The 17002-nt window shown below is 60.5% G+C and carries 15 protein-coding genes; 6 read left to right on the forward strand and 9 right to left on the reverse strand.

Going from position 1 to position 17002, the window contains the following annotated elements; all coding sequences use genetic code 11:
- Positions 1-27 precede the first annotated feature (27 nt).
- The 4 genes from J4E53_RS00590 to J4E53_RS00605 form a co-directional block, all read right to left on the reverse strand.
- Positions 28-990 (reverse strand): hypothetical protein, encoded by a 963-nt coding sequence (locus tag J4E53_RS00590; protein WP_256587156.1) that lies wholly within the window; start codon positions 988-990, stop codon positions 28-30.
- A 131-nt stretch (positions 991-1121) separates the two neighbouring features.
- Positions 1122-1757 (reverse strand): YopT-type cysteine protease domain-containing protein, encoded by a 636-nt coding sequence (locus J4E53_RS00595; RefSeq protein ID WP_060741911.1) that lies wholly within the window; start codon positions 1755-1757, stop codon positions 1122-1124.
- 399 nt (positions 1758-2156) lie between these two features.
- Positions 2157-3185, reverse strand: coding sequence for an alpha/beta hydrolase (locus J4E53_RS00600; RefSeq protein WP_060741912.1), 1029 nt, complete (start codon positions 3183-3185; stop codon positions 2157-2159).
- A 25-nt stretch (positions 3186-3210) separates the two neighbouring features.
- Positions 3211-3657 (reverse strand): cyclophilin-like fold protein, encoded by a 447-nt coding sequence (locus J4E53_RS00605; RefSeq protein WP_103308531.1) that lies wholly within the window; start codon positions 3655-3657, stop codon positions 3211-3213.
- A gap of 125 nt (positions 3658-3782) precedes the next feature.
- Here J4E53_RS00605 and J4E53_RS00610 point away from each other — a divergent pair, with 125 nt between their 5' ends.
- From J4E53_RS00610 to J4E53_RS00630, 5 genes are all read left to right on the forward strand, one after another.
- A complete protein-coding gene (locus J4E53_RS00610; RefSeq protein WP_060741914.1) occupies positions 3783-4676 on the forward strand; it encodes a LysR family transcriptional regulator in 894 nt (297 codons plus the stop codon).
- Between the two features lie 308 nt (positions 4677-4984).
- A complete protein-coding gene (locus tag J4E53_RS00615) occupies positions 4985-5467 on the forward strand; it encodes a formate dehydrogenase subunit gamma (protein ID WP_103308532.1) in 483 nt (160 codons plus the stop codon).
- The gene (locus J4E53_RS00620) at positions 5461-7020 is read left to right on the forward strand and encodes an NADH-quinone oxidoreductase subunit NuoF (RefSeq protein ID WP_060741916.1); all 1560 of its coding nucleotides are present in this window, start codon (positions 5461-5463) and stop codon (positions 7018-7020) included. Before J4E53_RS00615 ends, J4E53_RS00620 begins: the two co-directional genes overlap by 7 nt.
- Positions 7017-9893, forward strand: coding sequence for a formate dehydrogenase subunit alpha (gene fdhF / locus J4E53_RS00625; RefSeq protein ID WP_060741917.1), 2877 nt, complete (start codon positions 7017-7019; stop codon positions 9891-9893). The genes J4E53_RS00620 and fdhF overlap by 4 nt, the downstream gene beginning before the upstream one ends.
- The gene (locus tag J4E53_RS00630; RefSeq protein ID WP_060741918.1) at positions 9890-10111 is read left to right on the forward strand and encodes a formate dehydrogenase subunit delta; all 222 of its coding nucleotides are present in this window, start codon (positions 9890-9892) and stop codon (positions 10109-10111) included. The genes fdhF and J4E53_RS00630 overlap by 4 nt, the downstream gene beginning before the upstream one ends.
- 89 nt (positions 10112-10200) lie before the next feature.
- Here the strand turns inward: J4E53_RS00630 and J4E53_RS00635 are convergent, their stop codons facing one another.
- The 5 genes from J4E53_RS00635 to J4E53_RS00655 form a co-directional block, all read right to left on the reverse strand.
- Entirely contained in the window at positions 10201-10731 is a 531-nt protein-coding gene (locus J4E53_RS00635) for an AidA/PixA family protein (protein WP_060741919.1), read from the reverse strand.
- A gap of 335 nt (positions 10732-11066) precedes the next feature.
- On the reverse strand, positions 11067-11387 hold the full coding sequence (locus J4E53_RS00640; RefSeq protein ID WP_060741920.1) for an isochorismate lyase: 321 nt from the start codon (positions 11385-11387) through the stop codon (positions 11067-11069).
- Positions 11388-11661: 274 nt separating this feature from the next.
- The gene (locus tag J4E53_RS00645; RefSeq protein WP_103308533.1) at positions 11662-12375 is read right to left on the reverse strand and encodes a FadR/GntR family transcriptional regulator; all 714 of its coding nucleotides are present in this window, start codon (positions 12373-12375) and stop codon (positions 11662-11664) included.
- Positions 12376-12541: 166 nt separating this feature from the next.
- Positions 12542-14068, reverse strand: a complete 1527-nt coding sequence (locus J4E53_RS00650) for a UxaA family hydrolase (RefSeq protein WP_103308534.1) — start codon at positions 14066-14068, stop codon at positions 12542-12544.
- Between the two features lie 17 nt (positions 14069-14085).
- Entirely contained in the window at positions 14086-15096 is a 1011-nt protein-coding gene (locus J4E53_RS00655; RefSeq protein WP_103308535.1) for a zinc-binding alcohol dehydrogenase family protein, read from the reverse strand.
- A 302-nt stretch (positions 15097-15398) separates the two neighbouring features.
- On the opposite strand from J4E53_RS00655, the gene treA reads away from it, so the two are divergent.
- Positions 15399-17002 (forward strand): alpha,alpha-trehalase TreA (gene treA / locus J4E53_RS00660; RefSeq protein WP_207268095.1); only part of this gene is annotated, 1604 nt, incomplete at its 3' end.

The following is a 17002-nucleotide window of genomic DNA, read 5'->3' on the forward strand; positions in this document are numbered from 1 at the left end:
GCTCAGCGTGTCAATGTTCGGATGGTATCAGCTTTCCGTTTTCTCCGGATTTTTCCTGATTTTGGCAATGGGCTTCACACGGCGCTCGACAATGATCGAGTCATTGGGGATCTCCAACCGGATCGCCGTTTCCTCGCTGTGCATTTCAATGAGCGTCGAGTTGCCAACCCCTCGGAAAATCACCGTCGCATTTTCAAATCTCTTGTAATTTTCCAGCGGGGAATCCTTGGGGGCTGGCAACAGGTTGGCGTAAGGCGGTTTCACCAGAATCGTTGCCCTTTCTATACGTATCTGCGCGAAGCTCATGGCCGCTTGCAGCAAGTCGGAAGTCACGCCGCCCATGAGAAGGGGCGTCAGGAGCATGACCCCCGCGATCATTGCCCTGGTTCTTTTCAAGGGTTTCATTTCGGCGGGGGGATTCTGCTCAGGATGTTCGGAATCGACGATTGCCGGTGCCGATGGCTGCGCCGCTTTTATTTTATTGTTCTGTTCCAGATAGGCTGAATAAACGATGTACTGAAAGATGGGCAGGAGGATAAGTTGAATGTGCTCCCAGGGGCTTTTATGGGTCAGGAAATAAATCGTCAGCGTGCCGCATATTCCAAAAAATACTGAGAAGAACGTTATTTTGGGGCGTTTGAATTCCAATATGGTTTTTTTATCGGAGAATTGTCCATGTAGCCAGACGAAGCCCCTGAGCACGGGGATGAAGATCGGAGAAAGCAATATCCCGGTGGCTGTAACGGCTGCAGAGAAATAAATGCAGACCAGGCCAAAGCAAAACGCCGTGACCAAGAATAACAAACTGTCTCCAACGGATACGCCTTGCGGGTAATGGCCGTTGCTCAATAGATAACTGACGATGCACGTACCGCCAATCAGTAATCCAATTTTTGCTGACAGGGAGAGTAGTTTTGCAGCGATCTCAATCTGTTTTTCCAGTCCAGTGGTTGCTTCCCGCATCATCAAATCCTCCTTGATATTGCGCATACGATGGTCGTTACCTGACTCATCTCTCTATGGGGGGCATAGCGATGATTTGCATCCTTGTGGTGAGACAGTGGCCATGACTATAGGGGCCGTAGACGCGACGTGATTTCAGCGTCTATCACGAGGCTGCCTCAGGTCACCCTGACCGCGATCCAATTCGTTATAAAACCATAGCTGTCGCAGCCTTTCTTGACGTCAGCGTAGTACTGCAACATTTCCCATGGCGCGTAATTATCGACTGAATACTGACCATAGTTGGGATCAAAAAACACCAGATCCCTACCTTTATTCGACGCCGCTACAGCGTGCGCCCCTCCACCAGAGAAGATAAAGGCAATGACATAATACCCTTCTGACTTGGTCACCAAGTCAAGCCAGCCCTTGTGGTCGCTCAAAATAGATCCAACATCTTTGCCAACTTCCGTTGCGCAAACGCAGAATGCAGCTGCCATCGCTTGGTAATAGGCCTCGCCCAACATTCCCTCTGCCCCATAAGCGCCCTTTTTGTTCTGTCGTACCTGCTGCGACTGCATCGCTTGTGCGGCGACCATGAGTGGCATGTGCGTGATTAATTCACTCTTGCTCTGAAGCTTGCGATTCAATTTTATGCCTTGACGGCACCAGAGCATTGAGTAAGCGAAGCAGTTGCCGTTTTTCTTCTGATCTTTCAGTGCTTTTTGAAGAAAAGGATTATTGCTGGCGCCAAACTTGGTCCCAAAAGAGTGTTCTACGTTATTCAAGCCCAACGCTGGCCAGTCTGCGTTCATGCTTACTCTCCTTGTAACGCTATGAAAATTTGAAGGTTAACGTTGAAATATACTTTTCCTACCATCAACAGGAACGCTCTGACTGGCTCGTTGATGTACACCAGAAACAATTCCAACCCCGAAAAGGGGATGCATCGTTGAAAAATGGTAGCCAAGCCAACGGCATTCTGCCATCAGCGCCGAGCAAACATTTTCCATTTGCAACTGTCGGCTGACGGTCGACCGCCTTGCCCAGCTCTGTGGGTTGCTGGGCCTGACGATGGCGCAATTGCGCCGCTGTTCGAAAACGAGGGACTGCGCTGTTGCCGGCGATGCGAGATTGGGAGCCGCAGGCGTCCAGGCAGATTAGGCGGGGGTAGATCGATAGGTCACTTATAGATAAATCGACTGGGCCAGGTATTACTTCAGGTTGCTTTGGAAGAAGCTCGTCAATTTATCGAAAGGAATGAGGTTGACCCTGTCGTAAAGATCGACATGCCCGGCGCCGGGGATAATGACAAGTTCCTTCGGCTGGCCGGCGAGTTCATACGCTTGCTCGCTGAACTCCCTGGAATGTGCATCGGCTCCGGCAATGAACAACATCGGATGAGGCGAAATGGTCTCGATGTCGTTGAGCGGGTAGAAATTCATGAACTTGACGTTGCTGGTCAGCGTAGGGTGCGTGGTCAGGTCTCTGGACGAGCCGGAGGGCGTGAACTCACCGCGCGGGGTGCGGTAGAAGTCATAGAACTCACGTTGGATAGGATGAGTATTGTCGTCCAACTGGTGCACCGTACCGCTGGTGTAAAGCGTTTCACCACCCGCGAACTCCACATTACGCTGCTGTGTGGCTTGGGCGATGATCGCCCGGCGTTGTTCGAGGGTTTGGGAGTGCTTCAATCCGTTGCGATTGACGCCACCCATGTCATACATGCTCACCGTTGCGATGGCTTTCATGCGCGGGTCGATCTTGGCTGCGCTGATCACGAAGCTGCCACTGCCACAGATACCGATGGCACCAATGCGCTCCTTGTCGACGAAAGGCTGGGCGCTGAGAAAGTCCACCGCGGCGCTGAAGTCCTCGGCATAGATATCCGGTGAGACTGCATTGCGCGGTCGCCCCTCGCTTTCGCCCCAGAATGACAAGTCCAGGGAGAGGGTCACGAAGCCTCTTTCCGCCATTTTCGTGGCATAGAGGTTGGCGCTCTGCTCCTTGACTGCGCCCATCGGGTGGCCTACGACAATCGCCGGACTTCTTGCCTTGCCATTGAGTTTTTTCGGGATGAACAGGTTGCCTGCCACGTTCATTTGATATTGGTTCTTGAAATTGACCTTCTGTACGGTCACGTCGTCGCTGGTATAAAAGTTATCTGCGCCGTTGGACATATCGGCTCCTGTTGCTGAGAGTGAACAGACAAGAAGGGTGAGTAAAACGATGATCTTCTTCATTGGGAATCCTGTTGATGCGGAGTAATCAATGTTGGGAAAACGTCACTTGCACATTCCGCCGGCCCAGCGCTTGAGCCAGTTTCGCGGTGTCGTCCACTTGTCCCAGGCGTGTGTAGGCGTAGGTCGAGTTGAAGTTCGTATAAAAGATGACCAGGGTGTCCGTGCCGTACAGCATCAGGTCGCCATTGCGGATCGTTCCCGGCTTGTTTGCTTCGGCAGGCAGCGCTTGGGGGAGGGGGGCGTATTTCTCGTTACGGTTGAGATCGCTCATCTGCAACGTCAGCGGCAACAACGTGACAAACGCGCGGGCGGCAGCGTTGTCGGCCAAGGCGATGGCGAAGCGGTGTTCGCCGACGGTCATCCACATAGCCGTGTTCTCCCTTTTTGAAGATGCCGACGCGGCACCCTTGAGCGTTGCGTAGCTGCCAGGCACGAGCATCACGGTCAGCAAACCAAGCCGGGCCCATCTCATCGCAACGGTGCATGTATTTCTGTTCATAGGGTTCATGGTGACCTGGGAGCAGTTATGCGACTAGCTAATGAGTGCTTAACAAGGCTATAAGCATGGCTAATCAATCGGCTTGAAGTGCTGCTGCCATGGTCAAAAGAAATCTCAACGATCTGCTGTCTTTCGTCACCGTGGCGCGCGAAGGCAGCTTCACGCGAGCTGCGGGGGTGCTGGGTGTCACACAATCCGCGCTGAGCCAGGCGATCAGTGGCCTGGAGGCACGCTTGCAGATCCGGTTGCTGACGCGGACCACCCGCAGCGTTTCGCCGACCATTGCCGGCGATCGGCTGTTGCAGGCCATCGGTAATCGCTTCGATGAGATAGAAGCCGAGCTGGATATGCTCACGGACATGCGCGACAAGCCTGCAGGCACTGTACGCATCACCTGCGGTGACCATGTCCTGCGCACGACCTTGCTGCCCAAACTGATCGGGTTGCTACACGACTACCCGGATATCAATGTCGAGTTCGACGTCAGCTACGGATTTCGAGACATCGTGGCGGATCGTTTCGATGCGGGCGTGCGTCTGGGCGATACCATCGACAAGGACATGGTTGCAGTCCCGATCGGCCCGCCGTTGCGGATGGCGGCCGTGGCTGCGCCAGCGTATTTCGCCACTCGCGCGGTTCCCGGGCATCCACGCGACTTGATGAACCATCGTTGCATCAACCAGCGTATGCCGACATCGGGTGGGCTCTATGTCTGGGATTTCGAACGGCGAGGCAAACAGGTCAACGTGCGAGTAGACGGCCAGCTCATTTTCAACACGTCGACCCATATCGTGCAGGCGGCGGTGGCCGGGCTGGGCATTGCCTACCTGCCTGAGGAGGAGTTTGAACCCCATCTTCAAGAGGGGCGGCTGGTGCGCGTGCTGGAAGATTGGTGCCCGCCGTTTTCTGGCTACTATTTGTACTATCCCAGCCGACGGCAACCTTCGCCTGCATTCACGCTGGTTGCCAATGCATTGCGCCAAACCCATTAAGGGGAAGTGACGGTTCGAATAAGCGGATACGGCGTGTGTCTATACTTGTTCAGGCACGCTGATTCACGGGGACGGCTTTCAAGGAGTCGCTTTCAGAACACGTTTCGTCGTCCATGTGCAATCGCCAACCCCCGGGAGTGGCAAGCTGTGAGGATGCCCCGGACCAGGTGCGCCAAAGACACCTGGCCGGAGAGCGAGAATGGCGATCGGATGTGCCACGCTACCGTGACGTGGGCCGGACGCCGCAGCCAAGACTCCGGACGGCTGCCGCCATGCGGCGGTGTCGTTCGAGATGCCGAGGTACGTTTATGCCCGATGAGACGCTTCACCTGCCTTTGATCCATAGCGTGCTTGCGCGCGAAAAGGACACCCCCGGTGCCTTGCTGCCTATTCTCCATGCCATCCAGGCAGGCTGCGGGTATGTCCCCGACAGCGCCGTCCCGGAGATCGCCCACGCCCTGAACCTCAGCCTGGCTGAAGTGCGCGGGGTCATCAGTTTCTACCACGATTTCCGCACCACGCCGCCGGCGCGCCATACGCTTCGCCTGTGCCGGGCCGAGTCCTGCAAGAGCATGGGCGCCGAAGCCCTGGCTGCGCAGTTGCGCGAGCAATTGGCGCTGGACGATCACGGCACCAGCGCCGACGGCAGTATCAGCCTGCGCCCGGTGTATTGCCTGGGTGCCTGCGTCTGCTCGCCGGCCCTGGAACTGGACGGGGAACTGCATGCCCGGATCACGCCCGAGCGTCTGCGTCAGATGGTGAATGATTGCATGGAGGAGGGCGCATGCTGACGCTCTGTATCCCCCGTGATTCGGTAGCCCGTGCCGTGGGCGCGGACAAGGTGGCCGATGCGTTGGTCCGTGAGGCTGAACGTCGCCAGCTGCCGCTGACGGTGTTGCGCACCAGTTCCCGTGGCCTCTATTGGCTGGAACCATTGGTGGAGCTGGACAGCGCCGGCGTCCGGCTGGGCTTCGGCCCTGTCACGCCGGCCGATGTGCCGGGCCTGCTGGATGCCTTGGCAGGCGATCCTGGTAGCCATCCGCTGGCCCTGGGGCCGGTGGAGGAAATTCCCTATCTCAAGAGTCAGCAGCGCCTGCTGTTCGCGCGCGCCGGCATCACGCAACCGCTGTCGTTGGACGACTACCGTGCCCGGGGCGGCTTCCTGGGCCTGGCCCGGTCCATCCAGATGGACGGCGCGGATGTCGTCGCCAGCGTGCTGGACTCCGGCCTGCGTGGCCGGGGGGGCGCGGCGTTTCCGGCGGGCATCAAGTGGCGCACGGTGCGTGATGCCCAGGGGCCGCAGAAGTACGTGGTCTGCAACGCCGACGAAGGCGATTCCGGCACGTTCGCCGACCGTATGTTGATGGAAGGCGACCCCTTCCTGCTGATCGAAGGCATGATCATCGCCGGCATCGCCGTAGGCGCGACGATGGGCTATATCTACGTGCGCTCGGAGTACCCGGACGCCGTCAGTACCCTGAACGACGCGCTGCACATCGCCCGTGAGGCCGGTTACCTGGGCGCGAACGTCGACGGCAGTGGCCGCGTGTTCGAGCTGGAAGTGCGGGTCGGTGCCGGCGCTTATATCTGCGGCGAGGAAACGGCGCTGCTGGAATCCCTCGAGGGCAAGCGCGGCACGGTGCGCGCCAAGCCGCCGCTGCCGGCACTGCAAGGCCTGTTCGGGTTGCCGACACTGGTGCATAACGTGCTGACCTTGACCTCGGTGCCGATCATCCTGGAGAAGGGCGCACAGTTCTATCGTGACTTCGGCATGGGCCGCTCCCTGGGCACGATGCCGTTCCAACTGGCCGGCAATGTCCGTCACGGTGGCCTGGTGGAACGCGCCTTCGGCCTGAGCCTGCGAGAATTGGTGGAAGGTTACGGCGGCGGTACCGCCAGCGGTCGCCCGCTGAAGGCCGCGCAAGTGGGCGGGCCGTTGGGTGCCTGGGTGCCGCCTTCGCAGTTCGATACGCCGCTGGACTACGAAGCGTTCGCTGCCATGGGCGCGATGCTCGGCCACGGTGGTGTGGTGGTCGCCGACGACAGCCTGGACATGGCCCAGATGGCCCGGTTCGCCTTGCAGTTCTGCGCCGAGGAGTCCTGCGGCAAGTGCACGCCATGCCGGATCGGCTCCACCCGTGGGGTGGAAGTGGTGGATCGCTTGATCGCCAGCACTGAAGCCGGTGCCCGTCAGGAACAGGCCCTGTTGCTGCAGGACCTGTGCGACACCCTGCAATACGGTTCGCTCTGTGCCCTCGGTGGGATGACGTCCTACCCTGTCGCCAGCGCCCTCAAGCATTTCCCCGCCGACTTCGGTCTGGCGACCACGGAGGCCGACCAATGATTACCATCTTCGATCCCAGCACCGACATCGACCTGGGCACCCCGGCGCGTGAAAGCGCCGTGCAGGTCAGCCTGACCATCGACGGGCGCGAAATCAGCGTCGCCTCCGGCACCTCGGTCATGCGTGCCGCGGCCTTGCTCGGCACCACCATTCCCAAGCTCTGCGCCACCGACAGCCTTGAAGCCTTCGGCTCCTGCCGCATGTGCCTGGTGGAAATCGACGGCATGCGCGGCTATCCCGCGTCCTGCACCACGCCGGTGACCGAGGGCATGGTGGTGCGCACGCAAACCTCCAAGCTCGCGACGCTGCGACGCAATGTGATGGAGCTGTACATTTCCGACCACCCGCTGGACTGCCTGACCTGCTCGGCCAATGGCAACTGCGAATTGCAGACCGTGGCGGGGCAGGTGGGCCTGCGCGAAGTGCGCTATGGCTACGAAGGTGCCAACCACCTGGACGAGGCCAAGGACGTTTCCAACCCGTATTTCGACTACGACCCGAGCAAGTGCATCGTCTGCAGCCGTTGCGTGCGTGCCTGTGAGGAAATCCAGGGCACCTTCGCCCTGACCATCAGCGGTCGCGGCTTCGATTCCCGGGTGGAAGCGGCCGGGGGGGACAACTTCCTCGATTCCGAATGCGTGTCCTGCGGCGCCTGCGTACAGGCGTGCCCGACGGCGACCCTGATCGACAAGAGTGTTGTGGAAATCGGCCAGCCGGAGCGCAGCGTCATCACCACATGCGCCTACTGCGGCGTGGGTTGCTCGTTCCGCGCCGAGATGAAAGGCGAACAACTGGTGCGCATGGTCCCGGACAAGAACGGCCAGGCCAACCATGGCCATTCCTGCGTCAAGGGCCGTTTCGCCTGGGGCTACGCCACGCACCCGGATCGCATCACCAAGCCGATGATCCGCAAGCACATCAACGACCCGTGGCAGGAAGTCAGCTGGGACGAGGCGGTCACCTACGCCGCCAGCGAACTGCGCCGGATCCAGCTCAAGTACGGGCGCGACTCCATCGGCGGCATCACGTCCAGCCGCTGCACCAACGAAGAAACCTACCTGGTGCAGAAACTGGTGCGCACCGCGTTCGGCAACAACAACGTCGACACCTGTGCCCGTGTCTGCCATTCGCCTACCGGTTACGGCCTCAAGCAGACCCTGGGCGAATCCGCCGGGACCCAGAATTTCGACTCGGTGATGAAGGCCGACGTGATCCTGGTGATGGGCGCCAACCCCACCGATGCGCACCCGGTGTTCGGCTCCCAGCTCAAGCGCCGCCTGCGCCAGGGCGCGCGACTGATTGTCATCGACCCACGGCGCATCGATCTGGTGGATTCGCCCCACGCCCGCGCCGAGCTGCATTTGCAACTGCGTCCCGGCACCAACGTGGCGATGCTCAATGCGCTGGCCCATGTCATTGCCACCGAGGGCTTGATTGACCAGCCCTTTGTCGAAGCCCGCTGCGAGGCGACGGACTTCGCCCGCTGGCGCGACTTCGTCAGCCTGCCGGAAAACTCGCCTGAGGTTCTGGGCCCGGTTTGCGGCGTACCTGCCGAGCAGATCCGCGCCGCGGCACGGCTCTACGCCACTGGCGGTAACGCGGCCATCTACTACGGTCTCGGCGTCACCGAGCACAGCCAAGGCAGCACCTCGGTCATGGGCATCGCCAACCTGGCCATGGCGACCGGCAATATCGGTCGCGAAGGTGTCGGGGTGAACCCGCTGCGTGGACAGAACAATGTCCAGGGTTCCTGCGACATGGGCTCGTTCCCCCACGAGTTGCCAGGCTATCGGCACATCTCCAACGAAGCGGTCCGCGCCGAGTTCGAGCAAGCCTGGAACGTCACCCTGCAACCCGACCCGGGCCTGCGTATCCCGAACATGTTCGAAGCGGCCCTGGACGGCACCTTCAAGGCGCTTTATTGCCAAGGTGAGGACATCGCCCAGAGCGACCCCAATACCCAGCATGTGACGGCCGCGCTGTCCGCGCTGGAATGCGTGATCGTCCAGGACATCTTCCTCAACGAGACGGCCAAGTTCGCCCACGTGTTCCTGCCGGGCAGCTCGTTCCTGGAGAAGGACGGCACCTTTACCAACGCCGAACGCCGTATCTCCCGCGTTCGCAAGGTGATGGACCCATTGGCCGGCAAGGCCGATTGGGAAGCCACCATCGCTCTGGCCGATGCCCTGGGCTACAAGATGCACTACAACCACCCTTCGGAAATCATGGATGAAATCGCCCGCCTGACGCCGACCTTCACCCGCGTCAGCTACGCCGAACTGGAGCGCCACGGCAGCCTGCAATGGCCTTGCAACGATGCCGCGCCGGACGGCACGCCGACCATGCACATCGAGCAGTTCGTGCGCGGCAAGGGCCGTTTCATGCTCACCGGCTACGTGCCCACCGAAGAGAAGGTCAACAACCGCTACCCGCTGCTGCTGACCACCGGCCGCATCCTCAGCCAGTACAACGTCGGCGCCCAGACCCGGCGCACCGAAAACGTCGCCTGGCACGAGGAGGACCGTCTGGAAATCCATCCGACCGATGCCGAGAACCGCGGGATCGTCGACGAAGACTGGGTCGGTATCGGCAGCCGTGCCGGGCAGACGGTACTGCGCGCGAGGGTGACCGAGCGGGTAGCGCCGGGCGTGGTCTACACCACGTTCCACTTCCCGGAGTCGGGCGCCAATGTGATCACCACCGACAACTCGGACTGGGCCACCAACTGTCCGGAATACAAGGTGACAGCGGTGGAGATCGTACGGGTCAGCCAGCCTTCGGAATGGCAGAAGCGTTACCAGGCCTTCAGTGATGAACAAGGCCGCCTGCTGAGGGAACGTCGCCATGCCGAAAAAGCCGAGGTGCGTCGATGAGCTCTGACAGCTTGATCAAGATGGCCAACCAGATCGGTCAGTATTTCGCCAGTGAGCCGGACCGTGCGGTGGCGGTGCGTGGTGTGTACCAGCACATCAAGAGCTTCTGGACGCCAACCATGTGTCGCGACTTGATGGCCTGGCAAACGAAGCATCCCGACGCCGTCCTGCACCCGTTGGTGTTGGCGGCATTGATGGAGTTTGAAAAAGCGGCCTAGGAAGGGACGTTCTGTAGCGCCTGGACACAGCCCCGGCCGGTGCCTTTCGTCGTTGACGAGGGCGTCGGTCGGGGCTGTGTACCTTTCAGTTATTGGTTATTGACGGTGATGTAGGGGTCCCACGTGTTGGTCGGGCCAATCTGGTTCAGGTTACGGTCCAGCAGAACGAAATAGATTTGGTACCAGAGCTTGCCCGGGCTCAGCGCAGTGGACTGCCAGAAGGTATAGGTCACATCGGTTTTGGCGATACCGCCGGGGGCGCCGTTGTCCAGATAAGGCACGGGGATGCCGGGGATGTTGAACGGTGTCGGCTTCGAAATGGTGCCCTTGTAATCACCGCCCTGGTGGGGGTCGCCGATCTCGACGTCCTTGATCAATGCGATGCGGTCGAAGTTGCGCGACAGCGTGGTGGCGCGCCAGCGAATGATGTCACCGGGTTTTACGTCGAACCACAATTCGTTACCGCCTTCGCCTTCGCCGCTGGTGACGTTGGCATGGCTGTCGATGGCACTGCGGGTCACCAGCATGGCAATCGCGCCGCCTACGTCGTTGGGGTGGGCGAGCAGGTAATCGGCGTCAACGTTGACCAGCACATCAATGGTTTGGGTCGTTCCAGACATTTTGTTGCTCCTTGAGGGGAATGACATTGACGACCGCGCCTGCAAAGGCGTCCGGGCCACCCGGTCCCTGGGTGCGGTCTCGAGAGGAACGATAGGTGATAGCGTTGTAGTGTCAAATTTCGAATGCTTGACGCTGGCCAAGCAGAGCGAAGCGCAACACAACCAAGGCTTTGATTTACTTTTGGCGTGGACGATCACCCACTGGATTCTGGGTGGTTTGCGGGTAGCGTCAGTGGCCAAAGGCGTACGAATTTTGTCGGCGATTGCTCCCGATCTCGCCGGAGGACAGGACGCTGGCAAGGGGATGGACGCCCTTGCCAGCGAAGCAGGAAAAATCAGCTCCGGGCTTGATCGGCCGCCCAGTGCTTCATTTCTTCGGCGATGAAGTGGTTCACCAGGTCGCTGTACATTTTTTCGATGGCATCCGGGCTCAGGCCCTCGGCCTCGGCCCATTCCCGTCGTGTCGCCAGCATCGCCTTGAAACGCTCCGGCGCACGCACCGACGTGGCCGAGGTCTTGAACTTCGAGGCCGCGAGTACGTATTGAAAACGCTTGCCCAGCAATTTGATGACCGCCTGATCGAGGGCATCGATTTCACCACGAATGTCCTCCATGCTGACGCACTCCGAGGGTTGCAGCCGATTGCAGACTTCCATGTAGATCGCTCCATTGTTTGAGCAGGCTCGGCCCAGCCAGGGCCGATGTGCTGATGTAGGTTAAAAATGCCAATCCAGGCCATCAGGTTTGGCAAGCGGGGGGCGTTTGCTTGTGACAGCGATGGTGGCTGTGCTGCCGCCATCGCGAGCAAGCTCGCTCCCACAGGAGGCTTGGATCGGCCGCGAAATCGAGGCGCACCACCGATCAAACTGTGGGAGCGAGCTTGCTCGCGATGGCACTTGATCAGGCAACCAAAATTTCAAAACCGCAGGCCTAGTCGCCGGTGTCTTCCGGTTCCAGCGCTCGCAGCCAGCGGTTCTCCGAACGGCTCAGGTGTTGGCGCATCGAGGTTTGGGCACCCAGTACATCCTTGTGGGCTACGGCGCGCAGGATCGCTTCATGTTCGGCGACCGCGGCTTCCCATGTCAGGGCATTCTCCGAGTGTTTGCTCAGGTGAGCCGAAATCGGGTTGTGTCGTTCATCGAAAAGGGCGGTGATGATCCGCACCAGGGCGGAGTTGCCGCTCATCTTGGCCAGGCGCTGATGGAACTTACGGTCATCCTCCAGTGGAGGCAGGCCGTTGGCGATGCTCGCGCGCATGGCATCGATGCAGTCCTGCAGATAGCGGTAGTCGCTTTTCTTGCCATGCAGGCACGCCAGGATCACCGACTCGCCTTCGATCAACGCACGCGCTTGCATCAGTTCCGAAGGGCTTTCGCCCAAGGTCATGCTCGGGTTTTTTCCGTCCTTGGACCGGGCTCGCACATACACGCCGGAGCCCATCTTGATCTCGATGTCGCCGTCTATTTCCAAGGCGATCAGCGCCTCGCGAAGCGACGGCCTGGAAACCCCCAACAGTTGGGTCAAGTCGCGCTCGGGGGGAAGCCTGGAACCTGCCTTGAAATCCCCCTGGGCGATGTAGTTGCGCAGTTGATCGGCGATTTTCTGGTAGGGCTTGCGTTCGGCGGTGTTGATCGGTGAGACCATGGGTGGACGTCCATCGGAGAGTCCGCAAAGGCTACCATAGGCGCTTGATGGTGGGAGCGAGCTTGCTCGCGAAGGCGGCGGTACATTCAGCATTGAGGCAAACTGACCCACCGCTTTGGCGAGCAAGCTCGCTCTCACAGGGAGAGGGGGGCAATGACTTCGCCATTCACATCACCGCACCGATCTGCCAAGGCAGGAACTCGTTATCGCCCAAGCCGTTTTCCTCGCTGCAGGTGCGGTGCCCGGACGCGGTCGCCAGCATCAGTCGGAACAACCGCTCACCGGCCTGGGCCACCGATTCCACGCCATCGACAATGCCGCCCGCGTTGAAGTCCATGTCCAGCTCCATGCGTTGGAACAGCCGGGTGTTGGTGGCGATTTTCAACGAGGGCGTGGGCTTGCACCCGTAGGTCGAGCCACGGCCCGTGGTGAAGCAGATCAGGTTGGCGCCACCCGCCACCTGGCCGGTCGCCGACACCGGGTCGTAACCGGGGGTGTCCATGAACACCAGGCCCCGGGCATCGACCGTTTCCGCATATTGGTATACGCCCATCAGCCCGGTCGCACCGGCTTTCGCCACGGCACCGAGGGATTTTTCCAGGATGGTGGTGATGCCCCCGGCCTTGTTGCCCGGCGAAGGGTTGTTGTTCATGTCACCGTCGTTGTGGCGGACGTAGGCTTCCCACCAATGGATGCGCGCCATCAATTTTGCCGCGATGTCGGCAGACGCGGCGCGGGCCGTCAGCAAGTGTTCGGCCCCATAGATTTCCGGGGTTTCCGAAAGGATCGCCGTGCCGCCCTGTTGCACCAGCAGGTCCACGGCCGAGCCGAGTGCCGGATTGGCCGTGATACCGGAGTAGCCATCCGAGCCGCCGCATTGCAAACCGACGCACAAGTGGCTGGCGGTAACGGTTGTGCGCTGGCATTGGTCGACGAGGGGCAGCATCGCTTCGATGTGGGCGATGCCTCGTCGCACGGCTTCGCGAGTGCCGCCTTCGTCCTGGATGACCAGGCTGGCCTTGAGCGCCGCGGAGCGATCCGCCAGTTCATTCATCAACGGGGTGAGTTGATTGACCTCGCAACCCAGCCCAATCAACAGCACACCAGCGAAATTGGCGTGATCGGCATAGCCCCTCAGGGTTCGCTTGAGAATGTCGATCCCTTCGCCCTGGGCACCCATGCCACAGCCGCTGCCATGGGTGATTGCAACGACGCCATCGACGTTGGGGAAGTCTTTCAAGCGCTCGGCGGAAAAGACGTTGGCGATCTGCTTGCAGACGGTTGCCGAGCAGTTGACGCTGGAAATGACCCCGATGTAATTGCGTGTGCCGACGCGTCCATCCTCGCGGACGTAACCTTCGAAGGTCGCGGGGTTCTCGCTCAACGACGTGGGGACATAGACGTTCCGTACGTTGTGTTCGGCCGTGTTGGCGGGCATGTCCAGGTTGTGTACGTGGACGTGATCGCCGGGCTCGATGGCCTGGGTGGCCTGGCCGATGGTTTGGCCGTACTTGAGCACCCGCTGGCCGGCCAACACCGGGCGCAGGGCGATCTTGTGGCCGGACGGAATCGCCTGCCGGGTGACCAGGCGGATGCCGTCGGCACTCACCGGCTCACCTTCGGCGATATCGCCTCGGGCCACCGCGACATCATCGCCGGGTGTCAACACAAGCAAAGAAGAAGGCGGGTTCATGGGGCGTCCTCCGATTCCTAGCACTCGATGATTGCCTTGACGACACCTTGCGTGGGGTCGAGCAAGGTGGCGAACGAGTGGGGTACGTCGCCCAGCGTCAGTCGGTGGGTGTTCAGGGCCGCATCCGGAATCAAGCCGTCGCGCAAGCATTGCTCGACGTGCCGGAAGTCTTCCTGGGTGGCGTTGCGGCTGCCCATCAGCGTGGCTTCTCGCTTATGGAACTCAGGGTCGGAGAAGGTGATGGAGTCCCGAACCACCGAGATCATCACATAGGTGCCGCCATGGGCGATGAACTCGAACCCGCGCTCCATGGCCCGGGCATTGCCGGTGGCGTCGAAGACCACGTCGAAAAAATCCCCCTCGGTCAGCTCGGCCAGGGCTTGCTTGTCGCCTTCGCCGATCTGCACGGCGGCGTGGATATTCAGGTGTTGCTTGCAGAACGACAGGCGATCCTCGCGGGTATCCAGGACGGTGACTTTCGCACCGCGCAGGCTGGCGAAGATCGCCGCCGCCATGCCGATCGGGCCGGTGCCGACCACCAGGGCGTGCTTCTGCGCCTGGATGTTCGAGCGCCGCACGGCGTGAGCGCCGATGGAGAGGAATTCGATCATCGCGGCCTGGTCCAGGGAAACCCCCACCGCCTTGTGCACGAACGCATGGGGAACGCTCAGGTATTGAGTGAAAGCACCGTCGCAGTGAACCCCCAGCACCTGGATAGCGGTGCAGCAGTTGGTCTTGCCCTGGCGGCAGGCGATGCAAGTCCCGCAGGACAGGTACGGCATCACATAGACGACATCGCCGACAGCCAGGTCGCTGGCCTCGTCGGTGCCTTCCACGACCCCGGAGAACTCATGGCCCATGACCCGCGGATATTCGAGGTACGGTTGATTGCCGGTGAAGATGTGCAGGTCGGTGCCGCAGACCCCGACACGCTTGACCCGGATCAGGATCTCCCCCGGTTTCCTGAGGGTGTGTTCACGTTCGATGGCGGTGAGCGAGCCGGGTTCGTTACAGATGACTGTCAGCATGGCGATGCTCCTTGGCTGGCGTGCAGGCATTGGTTGCCTGCAGGCGGGAGGAGGGTTGTGAGCGCGCGGCTGCCGGGACCGGGGCTCTCTTTTTTGTTGTAGGCGAGCGGTGACCTGCACCCATGACCTTGGGGCCGAAACTACAGGCTGGAAAAAATATTGGCAAGACCAATTGATAAAAATATAGATTGGACTGACCAGTGTGATCTGGACGTCGCCCGGCACTGCATCATCGACTGAACCCAGGTCCATCCCGGCAGGTCACTCGTTCGTCAGGAACGAAAAACAGGATGGACCCCTTGATGCGACCTATTGAGCTCACCAGCCTTTCCTTTGCCACGCTGCTGTGCGTGGCCTGTTCAAGCCAACCGCCTGCCACATGGAGCTACGTCGACGCCCAGGGACGGGCCAATCTTCCCCCCGACCAGGCCTACCCCGAGCTCTTTGAAGCGGTGCAGCGTGGGCAGGTGTTCACCGACCAGAAGCATTTCGTGGACGCACTGCCCAACCGTGATCCGGCGCAAATCCGCGCCGATTACCTGGCCCGACGTGACCACGACGGCTTCGATATCAAGGCCTTCGTGAAAGACAACTTCATCGAATCTGGCCAAGCCGAAAGCCCGGCGCCCAAGCCCGGCGCTCCGATCCGGGAACACATCGACAGCCTCTGGCCGATCCTGAGCCGATCCTACAGCCAGGTGCCGGCCTACAGCAGTTTGTTGCCCTTGCCGCAGCCCTATGTGGTACCTGGCGGACGCTTTCGCGAGATGTATTACTGGGATTCGTATTTCACCATGCTGGGTCTCGAGCAAAGCGGCGATAAGGCCCAGGTCCGCCAGATGACCGATAACTTTGCCTACATGATCGACACCTACGGCCACATTCCCAACGGCAATCGCACCTACTACCTGAGCCGGTCGCAGCCGCCATTCTTCGCCTACATGGTGGCGTTGCAGGCGCGCATCGAAGGTGACCAGGCCTATGGGCGATACCTGCCACAGTTGCAGAAGGAGTATGCCTATTGGATGGCGGGCGCCCAGGCACTCAAGCCCGGTGCTGCGGATCGGCACGTGGTCAAACTCGCCGATGGCAGTGTGCTCAACCGCTATTGGGATGCCAGACCGACGCCTCGACAGGAATCCTGGTTGCAAGATGTCCGCACCGCCGAACAGGCGCCGGACCGGCCCAAGGAAGAGGTCTGGCGTGACCTGCGCGCCGGCGCCGAAAGTGGCTGGGACTTCAGCTCGCGCTGGTTGGACGACGGCCAGAACCTGGCGAGTATTCGCACCACGGCCATTGTGCCCGTGGACCTCAATAGCTTGATCTATCATCTGGAACAGACCATCGCCAAAGCCTGCGAGACGGTGCAGAACGCCCCGTGCGTCCAGGCTTACGGCCGGCGCGCCGAACTGCGCCAGCGGGCCATCGAGCAGCACTTGTGGAATGCCGACAAAGGTTTCTACGTGGACTACGACTGGCAACGCCAGCAACAACGCCAGCAGCTCACGGCCGCGACGCTTTTCCCGCTGTACACCGGCCTGGCCAGCGCCGAACATGCCCATCGCACCGCCGATGCGGTCCGTGATGGTCTGTTACGTGCCGCAGGTATCGCCACCACCCAGGTCAACACTGGCCAGCAGTGGGACGAACCCAATGGCTGGGCACCGTTGCAATGGGTCGCGGTGGAAGGGCTGGACCGCTACGGGCACACCGCGTTGGCGCAACAGGTAGGCAGTCGCTTCTTGCAGCAGGTCGAGAACCTCTACCGCAAGGAAAACAAGTTGGTGGAGAAATACGACCTGTCCGGGCGGGGCGACGGCGGGGGAGGTGGCGAATATGAATTGCAGGACGGCTTCGGCTGGACGAATGGGGTGACGCTCAAGCTGCTGGGTAAATATGGCAAGAC

Origin of the sequence: Pseudomonas sp. FW305-28 (genome assembly GCF_017351395.1) — a bacterium.
Lineage (GTDB): Bacteria > Pseudomonadota > Gammaproteobacteria > Pseudomonadales > Pseudomonadaceae > Aquipseudomonas > Aquipseudomonas fluorescens_AA.